The sequence below is a fragment of the Streptomyces sp. NPDC058145 genome, from assembly GCF_042884245.1.
Classification (GTDB): domain Bacteria; phylum Actinomycetota; class Actinomycetes; order Streptomycetales; family Streptomycetaceae; genus Streptomyces.
Genome location: NZ_JBHVUH010000001.1, coordinates 430486 through 450145 on the forward strand (window position 1 = coordinate 430486; position 19660 = coordinate 450145).

At 70.5% G+C, this 19660-nt stretch carries 20 protein-coding genes; 13 read left to right on the forward strand and 7 right to left on the reverse strand.

Features of this window, described 5'->3' with window-relative positions; all coding sequences use genetic code 11:
* Positions 1 to 7 precede the first annotated feature (7 nt).
* The gene (locus ACFVVO_RS02070; RefSeq protein WP_390051035.1) at positions 8 to 859 is read right to left on the reverse strand and encodes a helix-turn-helix transcriptional regulator; all 852 of its coding nucleotides are present in this window, start codon (positions 857 to 859) and stop codon (positions 8 to 10) included.
* 207 nt (positions 860 to 1066) lie between these two features.
* On the opposite strand from ACFVVO_RS02070, the gene ACFVVO_RS02075 reads away from it, so the two are divergent.
* Both ACFVVO_RS02075 and ACFVVO_RS02080 read left to right on the forward strand, forming a co-directional pair.
* A complete protein-coding gene (locus ACFVVO_RS02075; protein WP_390051036.1) occupies positions 1067 to 1474 on the forward strand; it encodes an ATP-binding protein in 408 nt (135 codons plus the stop codon).
* Between the two features lie 110 nt (positions 1475 to 1584).
* Complete coding sequence (locus tag ACFVVO_RS02080; RefSeq protein WP_358936267.1) at positions 1585 to 1911, forward strand: antibiotic biosynthesis monooxygenase; 327 nt, start codon at positions 1585 to 1587, stop codon at positions 1909 to 1911.
* A 13-nt stretch (positions 1912 to 1924) separates the two neighbouring features.
* On the opposite strand, the gene ACFVVO_RS02085 is transcribed toward ACFVVO_RS02080, so the two are convergent.
* Together ACFVVO_RS02085 and ACFVVO_RS02090 are read right to left on the reverse strand one after the other, a co-directional pair.
* Entirely contained in the window at positions 1925 to 2449 is a 525-nt protein-coding gene (locus ACFVVO_RS02085) for a hypothetical protein (protein ID WP_390051037.1), read from the reverse strand.
* Between the two features lie 147 nt (positions 2450 to 2596).
* Positions 2597 to 3253 (reverse strand): class I SAM-dependent DNA methyltransferase, encoded by a 657-nt coding sequence (locus ACFVVO_RS02090; protein ID WP_390051038.1) that lies wholly within the window; start codon positions 3251 to 3253, stop codon positions 2597 to 2599.
* Positions 3254 to 3479: 226 nt separating this feature from the next.
* On the opposite strand from ACFVVO_RS02090, the gene ACFVVO_RS02095 reads away from it, so the two are divergent.
* The 8 genes from ACFVVO_RS02095 (at position 3480) to ACFVVO_RS02130 (ending at position 12639) form a co-directional block, all read left to right on the forward strand.
* Positions 3480 to 4703 (forward strand): amidohydrolase, encoded by a 1224-nt coding sequence (locus tag ACFVVO_RS02095; RefSeq protein ID WP_390051039.1) that lies wholly within the window; start codon positions 3480 to 3482, stop codon positions 4701 to 4703.
* Between the two features lie 289 nt (positions 4704 to 4992).
* Positions 4993 to 6048, forward strand: a complete 1056-nt coding sequence (locus ACFVVO_RS02100; RefSeq protein WP_390051040.1) for a BMP family protein — start codon at positions 4993 to 4995, stop codon at positions 6046 to 6048.
* A 199-nt stretch (positions 6049 to 6247) separates the two neighbouring features.
* On the forward strand, positions 6248 to 7774 hold the full coding sequence (locus ACFVVO_RS02105; RefSeq protein WP_390051560.1) for an ABC transporter ATP-binding protein: 1527 nt from the start codon (positions 6248 to 6250) through the stop codon (positions 7772 to 7774).
* Positions 7771 to 8898 carry an ABC transporter permease gene (locus ACFVVO_RS02110; protein ID WP_390051041.1) on the forward strand — a complete coding sequence of 376 codons (1128 nt, stop codon included), beginning with the start codon at positions 7771 to 7773 and terminating at the stop codon, positions 8896 to 8898. Before ACFVVO_RS02105 ends, ACFVVO_RS02110 begins: the two co-directional genes overlap by 4 nt.
* Positions 8898 to 10187, forward strand: coding sequence for an ABC transporter permease (locus tag ACFVVO_RS02115; protein ID WP_390051042.1), 1290 nt, complete (start codon positions 8898 to 8900; stop codon positions 10185 to 10187). Before ACFVVO_RS02110 ends, ACFVVO_RS02115 begins: the two co-directional genes overlap by 1 nt.
* Positions 10184 to 10591 carry a cytidine deaminase gene (locus tag ACFVVO_RS02120; protein WP_390051043.1) on the forward strand — a complete coding sequence of 136 codons (408 nt, stop codon included), beginning with the start codon at positions 10184 to 10186 and terminating at the stop codon, positions 10589 to 10591. The genes ACFVVO_RS02115 and ACFVVO_RS02120 overlap by 4 nt, the downstream gene beginning before the upstream one ends.
* A 72-nt stretch (positions 10592 to 10663) precedes the next feature.
* Complete coding sequence (locus tag ACFVVO_RS02125; RefSeq protein ID WP_390051044.1) at positions 10664 to 11947, forward strand: thymidine phosphorylase; 1284 nt, start codon at positions 10664 to 10666, stop codon at positions 11945 to 11947.
* Between the two features lie 119 nt (positions 11948 to 12066).
* Positions 12067 to 12639 (forward strand): Uma2 family endonuclease, encoded by a 573-nt coding sequence (locus tag ACFVVO_RS02130; RefSeq protein ID WP_390051045.1) that lies wholly within the window; start codon positions 12067 to 12069, stop codon positions 12637 to 12639.
* 7 nt (positions 12640 to 12646) lie between these two features.
* Here the strand turns inward: ACFVVO_RS02130 and ACFVVO_RS02135 are convergent, their stop codons facing one another.
* A complete protein-coding gene (locus ACFVVO_RS02135) occupies positions 12647 to 13579 on the reverse strand; it encodes an AEC family transporter (RefSeq protein WP_390051046.1) in 933 nt (310 codons plus the stop codon).
* 75 nt (positions 13580 to 13654) lie between these two features.
* Here ACFVVO_RS02135 and ACFVVO_RS02140 point away from each other — a divergent pair, with 75 nt between their 5' ends.
* Positions 13655 to 14041, forward strand: coding sequence for an STAS domain-containing protein (locus tag ACFVVO_RS02140; RefSeq protein WP_390051047.1), 387 nt, complete (start codon positions 13655 to 13657; stop codon positions 14039 to 14041).
* On the opposite strand, the gene ACFVVO_RS02145 is transcribed toward ACFVVO_RS02140, so the two are convergent.
* Positions 13925 to 14938 carry a sigma-70 family RNA polymerase sigma factor gene (locus tag ACFVVO_RS02145; RefSeq protein WP_390051048.1) on the reverse strand — a complete coding sequence of 338 codons (1014 nt, stop codon included), beginning with the start codon at positions 14936 to 14938 and terminating at the stop codon, positions 13925 to 13927. The two genes, ACFVVO_RS02140 and ACFVVO_RS02145, sit on opposite strands and share 117 nt — an antisense overlap.
* Positions 14939 to 15116: 178 nt before the next feature.
* On the reverse strand, positions 15117 to 16406 hold the full coding sequence (locus tag ACFVVO_RS02150; RefSeq protein ID WP_390051049.1) for an MFS transporter: 1290 nt from the start codon (positions 16404 to 16406) through the stop codon (positions 15117 to 15119).
* 119 nt (positions 16407 to 16525) lie between these two features.
* On the opposite strand from ACFVVO_RS02150, the gene ACFVVO_RS02155 reads away from it, so the two are divergent.
* Positions 16526 to 17419, forward strand: coding sequence for a LysR family transcriptional regulator (locus tag ACFVVO_RS02155; RefSeq protein ID WP_390051562.1), 894 nt, complete (start codon positions 16526 to 16528; stop codon positions 17417 to 17419).
* Positions 17420 to 17453: 34 nt separating this feature from the next.
* Here ACFVVO_RS02155 and ACFVVO_RS02160 read toward each other — a convergent pair whose 3' ends face one another.
* Entirely contained in the window at positions 17454 to 18215 is a 762-nt protein-coding gene (locus tag ACFVVO_RS02160) for an alpha/beta hydrolase (RefSeq protein ID WP_390051050.1), read from the reverse strand.
* A 131-nt stretch (positions 18216 to 18346) separates the two neighbouring features.
* Between ACFVVO_RS02160 and ACFVVO_RS02165 the strand changes: the two genes are divergently transcribed.
* Positions 18347 to 19522 (forward strand): adenosine deaminase, encoded by a 1176-nt coding sequence (locus ACFVVO_RS02165; protein WP_390051051.1) that lies wholly within the window; start codon positions 18347 to 18349, stop codon positions 19520 to 19522.
* Positions 19523 to 19660: the final 138 nt, after the last annotated feature.

The window sequence follows — 19660 nt, forward strand, 5'->3', positions numbered from 1 at the left end:
GTGCACCTCACAGTTCCTTGGCCACTCTCCGGATGAGGTCACGCGACCGGGCAGGGTCGAGTGACGCGCCCTCAACCCTACGGAAGAGTGTTCGGAAGACGCCGAGCTGTGCTTCGGAATCGATGAGCAGGGCACCGTGAGGGCCGTCGCGCACCACTGTGTCCAGCTTGGGTACCGAGCCTCCGGCGTACACCATTGCGGCTGTGATGTCGGCGAAGTCGTCCAGTTCGAAGGGGATGACTCGAACGGTCACATGGGTCGCGTCGGAGAGTTCCAGAATGCGGGCGAGTTGAGCCCGCGAGGTCTCACGACCGCCCACCCTGATGCGCAGGGCCGCCTCGTGCACCAGGACCGTGTACCGAACTGGTTCCGGCTGCTCGATGATGACGCGCCGCTGCATCCGATGCCGGACGCGCAGATCCAGTTCCTCCTGCGGTAGTTCCGGTACCCGGCGGGAGAACAGAGCCCTGGCGTAGTCCTCTGTCTGGAGCAGGCCCGGGATATGCAGGAAGTCGACGTCCCATCGGTACGAGGCGTGGAACTCCAGCTCCGACAGATCCAGGAACGAGGTGGGCAGCAGTCCACGGTATTGCTCCCACCAGCCGCGTGTCCGATCAGTGGCCAGTGCGACCAGAGCGTCGATGTGCCGTTCGTCAGTGCAGACGTAATGGGATGCGAGGCGACGCAGGCGCTTTTCGCTCACGCCTGCGAGCGCGGACTCGATGTGGGTGATCTGCGGGGCGCTCACCCCTAGCAGCGCTGCCGCCTCCCGAGCGGTGAGGCCCGCCGCTTCACGGAGTCTGCGCAGTTCAGTGGCCAGCCGCAGCTGCCGTGCCGTTGGTTCGCGCCTCAGTGCCATCGGTCGCTCCCTGGTCCAACGCGCCTGCAGACGCGACTCGTTCGAAGTCAGGTTACGCGACCGGCTTGCGAAACATGAATCAATAGACCTACGTTCAGTGAGGCAACGCACACGCTGCGGAAGCGCACCGTGGCGTCGTTCCGCGACGGCTGCGGCAATGCCACCGCGTGCGCCTGAATCCCATCGCCGTAACGGAGTTGATGTCGCATGCCCGAAACCTGGGACTACACCCTCTACATCCCCAACGACCTCAGAGCGGTGACGATCTCTCGTCGCACTCTGCGCCTGATCCTGACGATGCACGGCCTGATCGGCTTGGTCGACACGGCCGAACTCCTCGCGACGGAGCTGGTGTCGAACGCGGTACGGCACACGAAGGGGCCGGCCGCGTTGAGGGTGCGCCGCTCGGCGGAGGGGGTGGTCTGGATCGGGGCGTGGGACACGGACCCCGGCCCGCCGGAGCCGTTCCAGCCGCTGGAGGAGGTGGCCGAGCTGGGGGAGGGGGGCCGGGGCCTGGCCCTGGTCAGGGCGTGCGCGGACTTCTGGGGCTGGCAGCCGTCGGCCAGGTTCGGGAACCGGGGAAAGTACGTGTGGTGCGAACTCGCGGCGGCGTAGCTCGTTGATCACGTCGACAGACAGGACGGACCTGATGACAGCGACTCAACGCGGCGGAGTTGTTCGCCGGGGAGTGAGCGAGCGGCGTGGGCACGGGGCAGGATGGGGGCATGAGCGTAGTCAAGATCAACGTGCTGTCCGTGCCGGCCGAGCAGCGGGAGACGCTGGAGAAGCGGTTCGCGTCGCGGGCCCACGCCGTGGAGAACTCCGACGGGTTCGAGTGGTTCGAGCTGCTGCGGCCGGTCGAAGGGACCGACCAGTACCTCGTCTACACCCGCTGGCGGGACGAGGAGTCGTTCCAGGCCTGGATGGAGGGGCCGATGAAGTCCGCCCACCAGGGTGGCGGCGAGGGCGGTGAGCGGCCGAAGCCCGCCGCCTCCGGGTCCACCCTGTGGTCCTTCGAGGTCGTCCAGCAGGCCGAGCCCAAGGGCGCCTGACCGCCGCAGCCGGTCAGAGCGATTCAGGCGTCGCCGCGGGGGGCTCCTCCTGCGGCGGCGCTCCTCTGCCGATGGTCATCGACCAGTGCACGGATGACGGGGCCTCGACGGAGGCAACGCCGCTGCCTTCCGCGCCGCTGACGTTCACCTGGTTGTACGTGGTGCTGGGCCGGTCGGCGCGGCACTCCAGCGGGAAGGAGACGTGGACGGGGCGCACGGCGATCTCCACACGTCCCGCGCCTTGGCAGCGCACCGCGAGGATCAGGGTGTCTCCCTTCCGCCCCTTGCCGAAGGCGATGCTCGCGTTCCCCGTGGTCAGCCCTTGGCGGCCGGCCAGGGTCTCGTCGGCGTCCAGTTCCGGAGGCCTCTGGGTCGGCGCAACCGCGGTGCTGTCCGGTCCTGCCGTTGCCATTGCCGCTGTCGCTGCCGCGGTTGGGCCCTTCCTGGACGCGTGGCCGTGCTCCGCGGTGCAGCCCGCGAGCGGGACGAGCAGCGCGGTGCACGCGATGGTCAGGCCCGTGAGGGTCCGGAGGGACATGTCGGCTCTCCCAGGTGGCGGCCGGTGGCTGACGGGATCATGGCAGTGCCGAGGGGCGGACCGCGGGCGTCCGGGGGTTCTCTGAGCAAGATGTGAGGTCCATCGGGGCAGGCCGGCCCCGGTGAAGACCTGACCGGTCCAGCGGGCTCACTCCGGCCGGCGCGCCAGCAGGAAGGCGCGCGGGCGGGTCTCCTCTTCCTGGGGCTCGCGGACCACCGTTGCCACCAGGTCCAGGCCCGCCCCCGTGAGCATGGACTTCATCTGCTCCGGCGTACGCCAGTAGTACCGCAGGTCGATCTCGTGGCCGAAGCGTTCGGCCAGATGGAGCCGGCCGGGCTCGGTGCCGGTCTGGAAGGCGAGCAGGACGTGGCCGCCGGGGACCAGGGTGCGGTGGAAGCCGGCGAAGGCGGCCGGGAGGTGGTCGTCCGGGACGTGGATGGTGGAGTAGAGGGCGAGGATGCCGCCCAGCGTGGCGTCCGGCAGGTCCAGGGATGTCATCGAGCCCACGTGGAAGCGCAGCTCCGGGTGGGCCTCGCGGGCCAGCGACACCATCGCGGGGGAGATGTCCACGCCGAAGACGGGGACGCCGAGGCCGTGCAGGAGGGCGGCGACGCCACCGGGGCCGCTGCCGAGGTCGGCGACGGGGGCGGGGCCGTTCGCCGTGACCAGCTCGGCGAAGGCGTTGATCAGCGCGCGTTCGAGAGGGTGGGACAGGCCGTGCGGATAGCGGGACGCGTAGTCCTTGGCGATCGCGTCGTAGGAGGAGCCGGTGGTCTGCAGGAAGTCCGCGTTCGAGTCGCTCACGGCGCCGCACCCTACCGGCCGGCACTGCGTCCGCTCGGCGGACTGAGGGAGCGTGAGGGCGGTGTTGCGTGGTATGCGTGGAGGAAGGAAACAGAGGTTTTACCCACCGAAGTCCGCCGCCATGCGTCCGCCGGTCAGATTTTCTTCCCCTAACGGGCTGAACTTTTGTTGATCCGGGGTCAGTTGGCCGGTCGGGCGTCCTACCCTTCAGAGGGTGAAGCAATTGATGTCCCGAGAGTCCGAGGCCAAACTGCCCGGGGATGTGCTCCCCGGCGTGCTCAGCGAGTCGCTGCACGCCGAACTGGTCGCCTTCCGCCGTGACCTCCACATGCACCCCGAGCTGGGCAACCAGGAGTTCCGTACGACCGCCGCGATCAAGGAGCGGCTGGAGCAGGCCGGGCTCCGGCCCCGCGTCCTCGCCACCGGAACCGGACTCATCTGTGACATCGGTCTGCCCGAGGGGCGGCGGCCCGCCGTGCCGATGCTCGCCCTGCGCGCCGACATCGACGCGCTGCCCATCCCGGACACCAAGATCGACTGCGCGTACCGGTCCACCGTGCCCGACCGGGCCCACGCCTGCGGCCACGACGTGCACACCACCGTCGTGCTCGGCGCCGGTCTCGTCCTCGCCGACCTGGAGGCCAAGGGGCTGCTGTCCCGCCCGGTGCGGCTGGTCTTCCAGCCCGCCGAGGAGGTGCTGCCCGGCGGCGCGCTAGGCGCGATCGGGGACGGTGCGCTCGACAACGTCGGCCGGATCCTCGCCGTGCACTGCGACCCCAAGGTCGATGCCGGCCGGATCGGACTGCGGCACGGGCCCATCACCAGCGCCTGCGACCGGCTGGAAGTCGCCCTCGACGGGCCCGGCGGGCACACCGCCCGGCCGCATCTGACCACCGACCTGGTCACGGCGGCCGCCCGCGTCGCCATCGACGTGCCCGCGCTGGTCGCCCGCCGCGTCGACACCCGCGCCGGTCTCGCCGTCACCTGGGGCCGGATCGAGTCGGGCCATGCCCCGAACGTCGTACCGCAGCACGCCGAGCTGTCCGGCACCGTGCGTTGCCTGGACCTGGACGCCTGGCGGGACGCGCCGGACATCGTGCACGCGGCCATCGACGAGATCGCCACGCTGCACCGCGCCAAGTCGGAGATCAACTACGTGCGGGGTGTCCCGCCGGTGGTCAACGACCGGGAGTCCACCGAGCTGCTGCGCCGGTCGATGGTGGCCCGGCGCGGTATGGAGTCGGTCGAGAGCACGGAGCAGAGCCTCGGCGGCGAGGACTTCTCCTGGTACCTGGAGAACGTGCCCGGCGCCATGGCCCGCCTGGGCGTGCGCACCCCCGGTGACCGTATGGTCCGGGACCTGCACCAGGGCGACTTCGACGCCGACGAGCACGCCATCGCGGTCGGCGTGGAGATGTTCACGGCCGCCGCGCAGCTCGACGACATGTAGGCCACCCCGGCTCCGAAGGGCGGGCCCGGGGTGGCCGGACCGCCCCGGGGCAACACACTCGTAAGCCAACTGTGCACTGTGCGCAACAGGGGCGTGAGAGGTCCGGTACGCCGAGTTCAGGCGGTGTTTGCCTCGAATAGATAACGGCTTCGCGAGGGGGTTTTTTGCGACATCTACGCGCGTTACGATGCCGCGAAGCCGACGCCGTCGGGGCGTCTCGGCCCGAGCACCGATCCGGTGCTCACATCAAGCGCCGACAGGCGCTCAGGTCAGGTGAAGGAGCCTTCCCGTGCGCCGGGTAGCCAAGCTTTCCGCTGCGTGTGTAGCCACCGCAGCTCTCGCCCTCACTGCCACCGCGTGTGGCAGCACCTCCTCAGACAACGACACCTCGTCGTCCTCCTCCGGCGACGGCAAGGGCGTCAAGATCGGTCTCGCCTTCGACGTCGGCGGCCGTGGTGACCGTTCCTTCAACGACTCCGCCGCGCGCGGTGCCGACAAGGCGAAGAAGGAGTTCGGCGGCGAGATCAAGGAACTGACCGCGAAGACCTCGGACACCGAGGCCGACCGCGAGCAGCGCCTGTCCGACATGGCCGAGGCCGGGTACAGCCCGATCATCGGTGTCGGTTACGCGTACGCCGCCTCGATGACCAAGGTCGCGGCGAAGTACCCGAAGATCAGCTTCGGCATCGTCGACTCGGTGGTGGACGCCAAGAACGTCGACAGCATCACCTTCACCGAGGAGCAGGGCTCCTACCTGGCGGGTGTCGCCGCCGCGCTGAAGACCAAGAAGGACCACGTCGGCTTCATCGGCGGTGTCGACGTTCCGCTGATCAAGAAGTTCGAGGCGGGTTACGTCCAGGGCGTCAAGGACACCAACTCCAAGATCAAGGTCGACACCCAGTACCTGAGCCACGGCTCGGACACCTCCGGCTTCGCCAGCCCCGACAAGGGCAAGGAAGCCGCGCAGGGCATGCTGGACAACGGCGCCGACGTGATCTACTCGGCGGCCGGCTCCTCCGGCAACGGCGCGATCGAGGCCGTCAACGGCGTCAAGGGCGCCTGGGCGATCGGCGTGGACTCGGACCAGTACAGCATCCCGGGTCTGGCCAAGTACAAGAACTCGATCCTGACCTCGATGGTCAAGAACGTCGACCTCGGCGTCTACGACTTCGTCAAGTCCGTCCACGACGGCAAGCCGCTGACCGGCACCAACACCTACTCGCTCAGCAAGGACGGCGTCTCGCTGTCCACCAGCGGTGGCTTCATCGACGACATCCAGGCGAAGCTGGACGCGGCGAAGAAGAAGATCGTCGACGGCTCCGTCAAGGTCAAGACCACTCCGTGACCTGACGGGTCCCGTCGGACCTGGGCTCGGCGCGGGGGCGGCTTCCGCAGCCCCTCGCCGAGCCATAACAATGTGTCAACTCTACGCGTGTAGCATTGAGTTGCCGCGCTAGCGTCGCCGACGCCTGCCCTCCCCCCGCAGCCCCTTTCCCCGAGGAGAGTGCGCCATCAACGCGTCCAGCCCTCCCGCTGCCGTCGAACTGCGCGGCATCACCAAGCGTTTCCCCGGCGTCGTCGCCAACCGCGACATCGACATCACGGTCCGCACGGGCACCGTACACGCCCTCTGCGGTGAGAACGGCGCCGGCAAGTCCACCCTGATGAAGATCCTCTACGGCATGCAGCAGCCGGACGAGGGCACCATCAAGGTCAACGGTGAACCGGTCACCTTCAGCAACCCCGGCGACGCCATCGCCCGCGGCATCGGCATGGTGCACCAGCACTTCATGCTCGCCGACAACCTCACCGTTCTCGAGAACGTCGTCCTCGGCGCGGAGAAGCTGTACGGCATCGGCGGCAAGGCGCGTACGAAGATCAAGGAGATCTCCGACGCGTACGGCCTGGGCGTGCGGCCCGACGTCCTGGTGGAGGCGCTCGGCGTCGCCGACCGCCAGCGCGTGGAGATCCTCAAGGTCCTCTACCGCGGCGCCCGGACCCTCATCCTGGACGAGCCGACCGCCGTGCTCGTGCCGCAGGAGGTCGACGCCCTCTTCGACAACCTCCGCGAGCTGAAGGCCGAGGGCCTGACGGTCATCTTCATCTCCCACAAGCTGGGCGAGGTGCTCTCCGTCGCCGACGAGATCACCGTCATCCGGCGCGGCACCACGGTCGGCACGGCCGAGCCGCGCAGCACCACCTCCAAGCAGCTCGCCGAGATGATGGTCGGCAGCGAGCTGCCGACGCCGGAGACGGAGGAGTCCACCGTCACGGACGTCCCCATGCTCACGGTGGACAAGCTGCACCTGTCCCAGACCGACCTGGACGGCGTCGAGCGGATCATCCTCGACGAGATCTCCTTCACCATCCACAAGGGCGAGGTCCTGGGCATCGCCGGTGTGGAGGGCAACGGCCAGTCCGAGCTGGTCGAAGCGATCATGGGCATGCGGAACCCGGACGCCGGCGTCGTCACACTGGACGGCGACGACATCTCCCACACCCCCACCCGCCGCCGCCGTGAGGCCGGCGTCGGCTACATCCCCGAGGACCGCCACCGCCACGGCCTCCTCCTCGAGGCGCCGCTGTGGGAGAACCGCATCCTCGGCCATGTCACCGAGCGCCCCAACTCGCGCGGCGGACTGCTCGACATCAAGGCCGCCCGGACCGACACCGAGCGCATCGTCCGCGACTACGACGTCCGCACGCCCGGTATCGAGGTGACCGCCGCCTCGCTGTCCGGCGGAAACCAGCAGAAGCTGATCGTCGGCCGCGAGATGAGCCACAACCCGAAGCTGCTCATCGCCGCCCACCCCACCCGCGGTGTGGACGTCGGCGCGCAGGCGGCGATCTGGGACTACATCCGCGAGGCCCGCCGCGAGGGCATGGCCGTGCTGCTGATCTCCGCCGACCTGGACGAGCTCATCGGGCTCTCCGACACCCTGCGGGTGATGTACCGGGGCCGTCTGGTCGCCGACGCCGACCCCGCCACCATCACCCCCGAGGAGCTGGGCTCCGCCATGACGGGTGCGGCCTCCGGCCACCTGGAGCACACAGAGGACGACGAGCGATGAAGAAGCTGACCTCACGGATCGACAAGGAGCGGCTGCTCCTCGGGATCGCGGCCCCGCTGCTGGCGATCGTCGCCGCGCTCGTCGTCACCACCCTGGTGATCCTCGCCACCGGCAAGAACCCGGGCGACGCCTTCAGCGACATGGTGACCTACGGCTTCGCCAGCGACAGCCAGGTCTACATCCTGAACAAGGCGACGACCTACTACCTCGCGGGTGTCGCGGTGGCCATCGGCTTCCGCATGAACCTGTTCAACATCGGGGTCGACGGCCAGTACCGGCTCGCCGCGTTCGTCGCGGCCGTCCTCGGCGGCGCGCTGACCGTGCCCGGCTGGATCGCCATCCCTCTGATCATCATCTGCGCGATGGCGACCGGCGCCCTGTGGGCGGCCATCGCCGGCGTGCTCAAGGTGACCCGCGGCGTCAGCGAGGTCATCTCGACGATCATGCTCAACTCGATCGCCACCGCGATCATCGCCTACCTGCTGCAGCCCGGGAAGCTCGGCCAGCTCGACCAGGCGGGCACGCTCGTCTCCACCAAGCCGCTGCCGTCGTCGTCGTACTTCTTCAGCATCGACACCGGCCCGGCCGGCATCCTGTGGGGCTTCTTCGTCATCGCCGTGGTCGTCGGCGTGGGCTACTGGTTCGTGCTCGGCCGCACCCGGTTCGGCTTCGACCTGCGCACCGTCGGCCAGTCCGACACCGCCGCCGCCGCGAGCGGCGTCGGGGTGAAGAAGATGGTCGCCACCAGCATGATCATCTCGGGTGCGGTGGCCGGTCTGATCGGCATGCCGACCCTGCTCAACGACAGCCACCAGTTCAGCAACGACTTCCCCGCGGGCATCGGCTTCACCGGCATCGCCATCGCGCTGCTCGGCCGCAACAGCCCGATCGGCATAGCGCTCGGCGCCCTCCTGTGGGGCTTCCTGGAGCGCACCACCAACCACCTTGAGTTCCAGGGCTACGACAAGGAGATCCTCGGCGTGATCCAGGGCGTCATCGTCCTGTGCGTCGTGATCGCCTACGAGGTCGTCCGCCGCTACGGCCTCAAGCGCCAGCAGCAGCGGGTCGGCGCCGAACTCGCCGCCCAGGCCGCCGCCCCGACGAAGAAGCAGGAGGTGGCGTGATGACTGCCACGATGACCGACGCGCCGCCGCCCGCGGCGCCCAAGGCGGAGGGCGCGGCCGGCAAGCGCTCGGGCCGGTCGCTCGGCCAGATCCTCATGATCGTCGCGGGTGCGCTGCTCCTGGTGGCCGCGGTCCGCGTCATCACCGGTGCCGACCAGCTCACCTCCGAAGGACAGGTCGGTGCCGCCCTCGGCCTCGCCGTGCCCATCGGTCTCGCCGGTCTGGCCGGTCTGTGGTCCGAGCGGGCCGGTGTGGTCAACATCGGCCTCGAGGGCATGATGATCCTCGGCACCTTCGGCGCCGGCTGGGTCGGCTGGCAGACCAACCCCTGGCTGGGCCTGCTGTGCGGCATCGGCTTCGGTGTCCTCGGCGGTCTGGTGCACGCCGTCGCCACCATCACCTTCGGTGTCGACCACATCGTCTCCGGTGTCGCGGTCAACCTGCTCGCGCTCGGCGCCACCCAGTACCTCGCCAAGCTCTTCTTCGCCGAGGGCAAGCCGGCGGAGGCGGGCGGCAACCCCAAGCAGTCCCCGCCCGTGGACTCGCTGCCCCACGTCACCGTGCCCGGTCTGTCCGACGCCCTGCAGTCGGTCCAGAACCACCACTGGTTCCTGGTCTCCGACCTCGCGGGCATCGTCGGCGGTCTGATCACCGACCTGTCGGTGGTGACGATCCTGGCCGTGCTGCTGTTCGTCGGCAGCTGGTGGCTGCTGTGGCGCACCTCGTTCGGCCTGCGGCTGCGTTCCTGCGGTGAGAACCCGATCGCCGCCGAGTCGCTCGGCGTCAACGTCTACCAGTACAAGTACGTGGCCGTGGCCGTCTCCGGCGGTCTCGCCGGCCTCGGCGGCGCGTTCCTCGCCCTGGTCACCTCCCACACCTACCTGGAGGGCCAGACCGGCGGGCGCGGCTACATCGGCCTCGCGGCGATGATCTTCGGCAACTGGCGGCCGGGTGGTCTGGCCATGGGCGCCGGCCTGTTCGGCTACTCCGACGCGCTGCAGCTGCGCAACGGCGGCACGACCGTGCACGCGCTGCTGCTCCTGCTGGTCGTCCTGCTCGTGGTCCTGGCCGGCTGGAAGCTGTACCGCTCCGCCGTCTGGCAGGGCGCCATCAGCCTCATCGTGGGCGGTCTGGTCCTGGCCTGGTACCTGCTCACCGACGAGGTCCCGAGCGACTTCGTGGGCGCCACGCCGTACGTCGTGACGCTGCTGGTGCTCTCGCTCTCCGCCCAGCGGCTGCGCATGCCCAAGGCGGACGGCATGCGGTACCGGAAGGGACAGGGCAAGTGACGGCCGCGCCGGACGCCGGCTTCGACTGGGAGCCGCTGCGCGCCGAGGCGCGGGAGGCCATGACCCACGCCTACGTCCCCTACTCGGGCTACCCGGTCGGCGTGGCCGCCCTGGTCGACGACGGGCGCACGGTCACCGGCTGCAACGTCGAGAACGCCTCCTACGGCCTCGGCCTGTGCGCCGAGTGCGGGCTCGTCTCGCAGCTCCAGCGCACGGGCGGCGGCCGCCTCACGCACTTCACCTGCGTGGACGGCGAGGGTGCCCTGCTGGTGCCGTGCGGCCGCTGCCGCCAGCTCCTCTACGAGTTCGGCGGCCCCGGCCTGCTGCTGGACACTCCCGAGGGCGTCCTCCCGCTCTCCGAGATGCTGCCCCAGGCCTTCGGCCCGGGCCATCTCTCCAAGTAACTCCCCGTACGGCCCCCCTGACCCGATCAGGGGGGCCGTGCACTTCGCACCTCCCGGAAGGAAGCCATAGCCATGGCCATGGACGCCATCTCCGTCATCCGTACCAAGCGGGACCGCGGTGAGCTGACCGACGAGCAGATCGACTGGGTCATCGACGCGTACACCCGCGGCGAGGTCGCCGACGAGCAGATGTCGTCGCTCGCGATGGCGATCCTGCTGAACGGGATGAACCGCCGGGAGATCGCCCGCTGGACCGCGGCCATGATCGCCTCCGGCGAGCGTATGGACTTCTCCTCGCTGTCCCGCCCGACGGCCGACAAGCACTCCACCGGCGGCGTCGGCGACAAGATCACGCTCCCGCTGGCCCCGCTCGTCGCGGCCTGCGGCGCGGCCGTCCCGCAGCTCTCCGGCCGGGGCCTCGGCCACACCGGCGGCACGCTGGACAAGCTGGAGTCGATCCCCGGCTGGCGCGCGCTGCTGTCCAACGAGGAGATGCTGCACGTCCTCGACACCACCGGCGCGGTGATCTGCGCGGCGGGCGACGGCCTGGCCCCGGCCGACAAGAAGCTGTACGCCCTGCGGGACGTGACCGGCACGGTCGAGGCGATCCCGCTGATCGCGTCCTCCATCATGTCCAAGAAGATCGCCGAGGGCACCGGATCCCTGGTCCTGGACGTGAAGGTGGGCTCCGGCGCCTTCATGAAGACGATCGAGGACGCCCGCGAGCTGGCCTCCACGATGGTCGGCCTCGGCACCGACCACGGGGTGAGGTCGGTCGCGCTGCTGACCGACATGTCCACCCCGCTCGGCCTCACCGCCGGCAACGCGCTCGAGGTCCGCGAGTCGGTCGAGGTCCTGGCGGGCGGCGGCCCGGCGGACGTGGTCGAGCTGACGATCGCCCTGGCCCGCGAGATGCTCGACGCGGCCGGCATCAAGGACGCCGACCCGGCGAAGGCGCTGGCCGACGGCTCGGCGATGGACGTGTGGCGCCGGATGATCGCGGCCCAGGGCGGCGACCCGGACGCCGTGCTGCCCACGTCCAAGGAGCAGCACGTCATCAGGGCGTCCGCATCCGGCGTCCTGACCCGGCTGGACGCCTACGGCATCGGTGTCGCCGCCTGGCGCCTCGGCGCGGGCCGCGCCCGCAAGGAGGACCCGGTGCAGGCGGCGGCGGGCGTGGAGATGCACGCCAAGCCGGGCGACACGGTGACCGAGGGCCAGCCGCTGCTGACCCTGCACACGGACACCCCCGAGCGCTTCGAGTACGCACTCCAGGCGGTCGAGGGCTCGTACGACATCGCGGCCCCGGGCACGGCCTTCACGCCGTCACCGGTGGTGCTGGAGCGCATCGCCTGACCTGGGCCCGCGGCCGGAGGCCGCGGATGTCACGGCTCTTTCGGGTGAACGGGATCGGTGGACCGCCGCCGGTCCCGTTCGGCATGCTGGGATCGGTGACGTACCGATGGGAGACCGCCGTGAGCGCACTCACCGTCAGCCAGGACCCGGACCAGAACTGGGACGACCTCGTCCGGTACTGGGAGGAGATGGAGTGGCCCGAGGGCAGCAAGGTGGAGATCATCGAGGGGATCATCACCGTGTCACCTGCTCCCGCACCCCGTCACAACGTCATCGCGGAGCGGATTCAGCGTCGCCTCCCCGACGACTGGGGGATCTACCAGACACTGGCCATCGCAGTGCCGTCTCGCCTGGGGATGCTCATCCCGGACCTTGTGGTCGCCCCGTTGCCCGAGTGCACGGAATCGGACACCCACATTCCGGCCGCTCCGGCGGAACTGGTCGTAGAAGTGACATCCAAGTCCAACGCACGACACGACCGCATCAGCAAGCCTGCCGCGTACGCGTCCGCAGGCATCCCGCTGTACCTCCTCGTCGACCGCTGGGCACCCGGCGGTCCGACGGCGACGCTCTACGGAGAGCCGAAGGGCGAGGTCTACCGAGTCCTCCAAGCCGTGAAGTTCGGCGATCCCATCAAGCTGCCGGAGCCGTTCGACATCACCCTCGACACCGGCGAGTTCCCTGTCGACTGACACGCCCTCACCCCAGTAGCGTCGCCACCCCCACCAGTACCGGCACCGAGACCATCGTCGACAGCAGGACCGACTCGCGGGCCAGGGTCTCGGCGACCCGGTAGCGGCTGGCGTAGGTGAACAGGTTCTGGGCGGCCGGCAGGGCCGAGGTGACGACCACGTCCAGCAGGGGCGCGCCGTGCAGGCCGAAGACGCCGCGGGCCAGTACCCAGGCCACCAGCGGCTGACCCAGTGACTTCAGCGCCACCGACAGCAGGACCAGCTGGCGGTCGAGCCCCCGGCCGGGAGCCGCGCTGCCGCGCAGGGACATGCCGAAGACCAGCAGGGCCGCCGGGACCGACATGTTGCCGATCATGGTGAGCGGCTCCATGACGGGGCCCGGGACCTTCCAGCCCGCCGCCGACACCACCACACCGGTGAGCGAGCCCACCGCGATCGGATTGCGCAGCGGGGCCAGCAGCCGCTGCCACACCGTGCCCTTCTCGCCGGTGCCGGTGACGGTGCCCGTCAGGTCCAGGACGGTCAGGGCGACCGGCGTGACGATGACGACCTGGAACAGCAGGACCGGGGCCACCAGGGACGCGTCGCCCAGGACGTAGGCGGCGATCGGGATGCCGAGGTTGCCCGAGTTGACGTACCCCGCGCACAGGGCGCCGATCGTCGTGCGGCCCACGCCCCAGTGCCGCAGCGCGCCGACCGCCACGAAGGCCGCCGAGACCGCGGCCGTGCTCAGTGCCGTCACCAGCAGGCGGCTGGAGAACAGCACGGAGAGATCGGCCCGGGCCAGCGTGTGGAACAGCAGGGCCGGTCCGGCCACCGAGAAGGCGAGCCGGGTCAGCACGTCACGGCCCGGCTCACCGAGGGTGCCGCGCCACCCGAGCACATAGCCCACCCCGATGACGACCGCGATCACCGCGAACCCGCTCAGCACCCCCGTCACGGCCCCCACCCTCCGCCGGGGCGCGGCAGCGGGTCAATGTGATCTCCGCCCGGCCGTGTCCGGCGGGCGCCCGCGATGAGTTGTGCCCTCGCCGCCGGTCTACCGCACGTGGACGCCAACGCACCCGCCGTGCTCGTACTGCCCGGACCCGTCACCCGTGCCGAGGTGGCCGGGCTCTGCGCCGATGTGCGGGCGCTGCTGGCGGGCGGCGGGGCCGCGGTCGTGGTGTGCGACGTGGCCGGGCTCGGGCCGCCGGGGCTCCAGACGGTGGACCTGCTGGCCCGGCTGGAACTCGCCGCCCGCCGGGCCGGCGGGCGGATACGGCTGCGCGACCCCGACCCCGCGCTACACGCCCTCCTCGACCTGGTCGGACTCCGCTTCCAGATGGAGGGGCAGACCGAAGAGCGGGAACCAGCGCGCGGTGTCGAGGAAGCAGTGGAAACCGGTGATCCGGCCGCCTGACACCTCCAGCACCTGCACCGCCCAGGGAGTGAAGCCGCCCTTCTCCTCGTCCGGCTTGTAGTGCGCGAACCCCGGCAGGCCGTTCGCCCGCACCGGCAGCAGCCGGGAGCCGGCGCAGGACGCGCCCAGGGTGGTCATGAAGCCGGTGATGTCGGCCGGGCCGCGCAGCCACAGGTCGAACGGCGGCATCGTCATGACGGCGTCCTCGTGCAGCAGCGCCGTGAGCGCCGTCATGTCGTAGCCCTCGAACGCCTTCACATAGCGTTCGAGCAGTCTCTGCTGATCCTCGTCCAGCGGGTCGGACACCGCCCCCGCGGCGCCCTCGGATGCCCGCTCGGCGAGGGTGGCCCGGGCCCGCTGCAGGGCGCTGTTGACGGAGGCGACCGTGGTGCCCAGCAGCTCGGCGACCTCGCTCGCCCGCCAGGCCAGCACCTCGCGCAGGATCAGCACCGCCCGCTGCTTGGGCGGAAGCTGCTGCAGGGCCGCCATGAACGCCAGCCGCACCGACTCCCTGGCGACGGCCGCCTCCGCCGGGTCCTCCACCGTGGGCAGTACGCGCGCGTCCGGCATCGGCTCCAGCCAGGTGTTGTCCGGACGGGGGGAGAGCGCCGCCTGCGCGAGCGGCGTCGGATCGGTCAGGTCCATCGGCCGGGCCCGCTTGTTGCCCGCCGTCAGCATGTCCAGACACACGTTCGTGGCGATCCGGTACAGCCACGAGCGCAGGGAGGAGCGACCCTCGAACTTGTCGTAGCTCCGCCAGGCCCGCACCAGCGTGTCCTGCACCGCGTCCTCGGCCTCGAAGGAGGACCCGAGCATCCGGTAGCAGTACCCGGTCAGCTCGGTCCGGTGCTTCTCCAGTGCTGCGTCGAGGTCCGTCGTCGCCGTTCCGCTGCCCATCGTGCACCCACCCCTGTGGCCGTCCCCGTTGCGCGCCTTCGCGCCCCAGCACTTCGGAAGCTACCGCAGCCCACTGACAATGGCGCCCGGAGCACGAAAATGCCCGGCCGGGACCGGTTCCTTCACACGACTGGGCGGACACCGAAGCCGGTGCCCGCCCAGTCGTACGCGCGTCGCCTCAGTGCGCCGGCACCGGCTCCCTCCGGGCCGTCACCCGGGCCGCCCGGGACCCGAGGACGGTGATGGTCACGACGCCGAGCACCGCGAGGACACCGACGCCGACCGTGCCCGCCCAGCCGCCGGCGTGGAACGCCATCGCGCCCACCGTGCTGCCCGCGCTGGAGCCGATGTAGTACGCGGACTGGTACAGGGCGGAGGCCTGGGCGCGGCCGTGCTCGGCCGTCCTGCTGACCGCCGAGGAGGCGACCGCGTGGCCCGCGAAGAAGCCCGCCGTGATGAGCACCAGACCCAGCAGGACCAGCGGGAGGGAGGGCGCCAGGGACAGCAGCAGGCCCGCCGCCGTCGTACCGCCCGCCAGGTAGAGCGCGCCCCGGCGGCCGAGCCGGCCCACCAGACGGCCCGCCGTCGACGCCGACACCGTACCGACGAGGTACACCAGGAAGATCGAGCCGACGATGCCCTGCGGCAGGGAGAACGGCGCCTCCGTCAGCCGGTAGCCGATCACCGTGTACACGCCGCCGAACACCGTCATGAACAACGCGCCGATCGCGTACAGCCGGCGCAGCAGCGGGTCGGCGAGGTGGCCGCGCACCGTGCCCAGCAGCACCCGCGGGCGCAGCGAGCCCGCCGAGAAGTGCCTCGGGGCCGGCAGCAGCAGCCGGAACGCCACCGCGCAGGCCACCGCGACCGCGCCGATCACACCGACGGCGACCCGCCAGCCCCACTCCTGCGCGACCCAGCCGGTGATCACCCGGCCGCTCATCCCGCCGACGCTGTTGCCCGCCACGAACAGGCCGATCGCCGTGACCAGTGCCTTCGGCCGGACCTCCTCGGCCAGATACGCCGTCGCCGAGGCCGGCAGACCCGCCAGCGCCGCGCCCTGCACCGCCCGCAGCACCACCAGCGCGCCGATCGACGGCGCGAAGGGCACCAGCAGGCCCACGCCCACCGCGACCGTCAGCGAGGCCGTCATCACCGTACGGCGGCCGAAGCGCTCCGACAGGGCGCTCATCGGCAGCACGAACAGCGCCAGACCGCCGGTCGCGGCCGCCACCGTCCAGCTCGCCTCGCTCGCCGCCACCCCGAACTCACCGGAGATCAGCGGCAGCAGGGCCTGGGTGGAGTAGAGCAGGGCGAAGGTCGCGACCCCGGCGAGGAAGAGGGCGAGGCTCATCCGGTGGTAGCCGGGGCCGCCCGGAGCCATCCGGGAGTCGGTCGCGGAGTCGGAGGAGGGGACGGGCGTGACGGCGTCCAGGGTGGCGGACGCCCCGGTACTGGCGGGAGACATGCTTCGACGCTATGCACGGCCCACTGATCCGTCCAATGCATGGAATCGCCATAATCGTTCCCGTGAAGCATGAGCAGAGGTCACAGGGTCAGCTGTCATCGTTCAGTGACATGGAAGACATGGCGCTGTTGCTCGCGCCGCGCCTCGCGTATTTCGCCGGGGTCGCCCGTACCGAGCACGTCACCCGGGCCGCCCACGAGATGAACGTCCCCCAGTCCACGCTCTCCCGGGCCATGGTCCGGCTGGAGCAGGACCTCGGCGTCGGCCTGTTCGCCCGCCACGGCCGCACGGTCTCCCTCACCACCGCCGGCCGCACCTTCCTGGCCTCCGTCGAGCGCGCCCTCGCCGAGATCGAGCGCGCCGCCGAGGAGGTACGCGCCGACGCCGACCCGGCCACCGGCAAGGTCGCCTTCGGCTTCCTGCACACCATGGGCGCCGAGACCGTACCCGGCCTGCTGCACGCCTTCCGCGCCGACCACCCGCGCGTCCGCTTCAGCCTCTTCCAGAACTACGGCGAGGCGATGCTGGAGCGGCTGCGCGCGGGTGAACTGGACCTCTGTCTGACCTCCCCGGTGCCGGACGCGCCCGACCTCGTCGCCCGCCGCCTGGACGAACAGAAGCTGCGCCTGGTCGTACCGGCCGACCACCGCCTGGCCGGCCGCCGCCGCATCCGGCTGGCCGAGGCGGCCGAGGAAACCTTCGTCACCCTGGAGCCGGGCTACGGCCTGCGCCGCATCACCGACGACCTGTGCCGCGAGGCCGGCTTCAAGCCCCGCATCGCCTTCGAGGGCGAGGAGGCGGAGACCCTGAGGGGCCTGGTGGCGGCGGGTCTCGGGGTCGCCCTGCTGCCGCCCCCGACGGTGCCGCGCCCGGGAGTGGTGGAACTGACGGTCACCGCGCCGCGGGCGGCCCGGGAGATCGGCGTCGCCTGGCTGGCCGACCGCCCGGACACCCCACCGGTGACGGCCTTCAAGAAGTTCCTGCTCTCCAGGAGGGGGAGTCTGCTCCCCTAGGGGAGCCCGCGGTTTCCCGGTGAGGCACCGGGCCTCATCGCCGCAGGGACCTGCCGAAGCCCGCGGCCAGCGGCATCCGCAGCCCGATCGGCGGCGGAGCGGCCAGCGCGTCCTCCACCGGCCGTGACACCGAGTGCCCGAACAGCGCGCCCATGACGAAGTCCACGGCGAGCGAGCGCACCTCGTCGCGGTACTGGTGCAACGTGTGGCCGTCGGTGTGCACTTCGAACCGGCACACGTTCCGGTTCGCCTTCTTCGCCCGCTCCGCCAGCCGGAACGACAGCTCCGGGTCGGTGCGTTCGTCGTTCGTGCCGTGCACGATCAGCACCCGCCGCCCCACCAACTGCTTCACCGGTTCGGCGGGCGCGGCCACGTCCTCCTCGGGCAGCCAGGGAGCGAGCGCGACGACGGAGTTCACCGCCTCGTGGCCGCCCGCCCGCAGCGCCGCCCGGCCGCCCATGTCCAGGCCCACCAGGCACACCGGCACATCCCCGTACCGGCGTACGACTTCGTCGGCGGCCCACTGCGCGTCCGCCGCCAGATGCGCCTCGCTGCCGTTCCAGCCGCGGTACCGGTAGTGCACGGTGTGCACGGCCAGCCCCTCCTCCCGGCCCGCGCGGGCGAACCGGCGGCCCAGAGAACGTACGAAGGCTGTCGCCCATACGGGGGACGGCCTGCGGGCGGAGATCTCCTCCCCGCCGGGGAGCAGCAGTACCGCTCCGCTCACCGCCGTCGGCTCCGACCCGACCGCCTTTCCCAGTCCGGCCGTTCGGACCGGCGTCGCTTGCTGTCCCATGACAGAACAGTGTCAGAAGCCGTGGTGTACGAAACCCGTCCGGGCGGTCACCGTTGCGTATCGGCGGAAAATCTGCTGTGTCTCCTTGCGTACCGGGGGTGCTCTACGCGCGTAGGAGTTAGAGTGCGGAAATGACGAGCCAGACTGCACCGACTGGGACCGTCCCGGCCCACGTTCCGACGCCGGACCAGATCCGACGGGCGCCCAAGGTTCTGCTGCACGACCATCTCGACGGCGGGCTGCGTCCGGGCACCGTCGTCGAACTCGCCCAGGAGACCGGGTACTCCCAACTGCCCGAGACCGACCCCGACAAGCTGGGCCTCTGGTTCCGTGAGGCCGCCGACTCCGGTTCGCTGGAACGGTACCTGGAGACCTTCTCGCACACCGTCGGCGTGATGCAGACCCGGGACGCGCTGGTCCGGGTCGCCCGGGAGTGCGCCGAGGACCTCGCCGAGGACGGGGTCGTCTACGCCGAGGTGCGCTACGCGCCCGAGCAGCACCTCGCGGCCGGACTGAGCCTCGAAGAGGTCGTCGAGGCGGTCAACGAGGGGTTCCGGCAGGGGGAGCGGCTGGCCAGGGAGGACGGCCGCCGCATCCGGATCGGCGCCCTGCTGACCGCCATGCGGCACGCGGCCCGCGCCCTGGAGATCGCCGAACTCGCCAACCGCTACCGGGACATGGGTGTCGTGGGCTTCGACATCGCCGGTGCCGAGGCCGGCTACCCGCCCACCCGGCACCTGGACGCCTTCGAGTACCTCAAGCGGGAGAACAACCACTTCACCATCCACGCCGGCGAGGCCTTCGGACTGCCCTCCATCTGGCAGGCGCTGCAGTGGTGCGGCGCCGACCGGCTCGGGCACGGGGTGCGGATCATCGACGACATCGAGGTCCGCGCGGACGGCTCGGTGCGGCTCGGGCGACTGGCCTCCTACGTCCGCGACAAGCGCATCCCGCTGGAGCTGTGCCCCAGCTCCAACCTGCAGACCGGGGCCGCGCCCTCCTACGCCGAGCACCCGATCGGGCTGCTGCGGCGGCTGCACTTCAGGGCGACGGTGAACACGGACAACCGGCTGATGTCGCACACCAGCATGAGCCGGGAATTCGAGCATCTCGTCGAGGCGTTCGGTTACACGCTCGACGACCTGCAGTGGTTCTCCGTCAATGCGATGAAATCAGCGTTCATTCCTTTCGATGAACGACTCGCGATGATCAATGACGTGATCAAGCCCGGATATGCAGAGCTGAAGTCCGAATGGCTGTTCCAGCAGACCGCCTCCACCAGTGCTTCTTCCGGCTCGGAAGGCTGACGGCTGGCAAATCGGCTGCCGAAATGCGAACGGCCCTTCACGAGCCGTACGCATTTCGGTGTTTGCGGCGGGCTGTGCGGGATGTCTACGGTCGTGGGACCGCTCAGATCTTTTGTGGTCACCCGTCTCCGTATCCAA

Bases quoted from the DNA above. Each gene is read 5' to 3' on its own strand.
- ACFVVO_RS02080 (WP_358936267.1), top strand. From the start codon at position 1,585: ATGAGCGTAGTCAAGATCAACGTGCTGTCCGTGCCGGCCGAGCAGCGG.
- ACFVVO_RS02165 (WP_390051051.1), top strand. From the start codon at position 18,347: ATGACGAGCCAGACTGCACCGACTGGGACCGTCCCGGCCCACGTTCCG.
- ACFVVO_RS02150 (WP_390051049.1), bottom strand. From the start codon at position 16,406: ATGTCTCCCGCCAGTACCGGGGCGTCCGCCACCCTGGACGCCGTCACG.
- ACFVVO_RS02155 (WP_390051562.1), top strand. From the start codon at position 16,526: ATGGCGCTGTTGCTCGCGCCGCGCCTCGCGTATTTCGCCGGGGTCGCC.
- ACFVVO_RS02160 (WP_390051050.1), bottom strand. From the start codon at position 18,215: ATGGGACAGCAAGCGACGCCGGTCCGAACGGCCGGACTGGGAAAGGCG.
- ACFVVO_RS02125 (WP_390051044.1), top strand. From the start codon at position 10,664: ATGGCCATGGACGCCATCTCCGTCATCCGTACCAAGCGGGACCGCGGT.
- ACFVVO_RS02110 (WP_390051041.1), top strand. From the start codon at position 7,771: ATGAAGAAGCTGACCTCACGGATCGACAAGGAGCGGCTGCTCCTCGGG.
- ACFVVO_RS02070 (WP_390051035.1), bottom strand. From the start codon at position 859: ATGGCACTGAGGCGCGAACCAACGGCACGGCAGCTGCGGCTGGCCACT.
- ACFVVO_RS02085 (WP_390051037.1), bottom strand. From the start codon at position 2,449: ATGTCCCTCCGGACCCTCACGGGCCTGACCATCGCGTGCACCGCGCTG.
- ACFVVO_RS02075 (WP_390051036.1), top strand. From the start codon at position 1,067: ATGCCCGAAACCTGGGACTACACCCTCTACATCCCCAACGACCTCAGA.
- ACFVVO_RS02095 (WP_390051039.1), top strand. From the start codon at position 3,480: ATGTCCCGAGAGTCCGAGGCCAAACTGCCCGGGGATGTGCTCCCCGGC.
- ACFVVO_RS02145 (WP_390051048.1), bottom strand. From the start codon at position 14,938: ATGGGCAGCGGAACGGCGACGACGGACCTCGACGCAGCACTGGAGAAG.
- ACFVVO_RS02140 (WP_390051047.1), top strand. From the start codon at position 13,655: ATGAGTTGTGCCCTCGCCGCCGGTCTACCGCACGTGGACGCCAACGCA.
- ACFVVO_RS02115 (WP_390051042.1), top strand. From the start codon at position 8,898: ATGACTGCCACGATGACCGACGCGCCGCCGCCCGCGGCGCCCAAGGCG.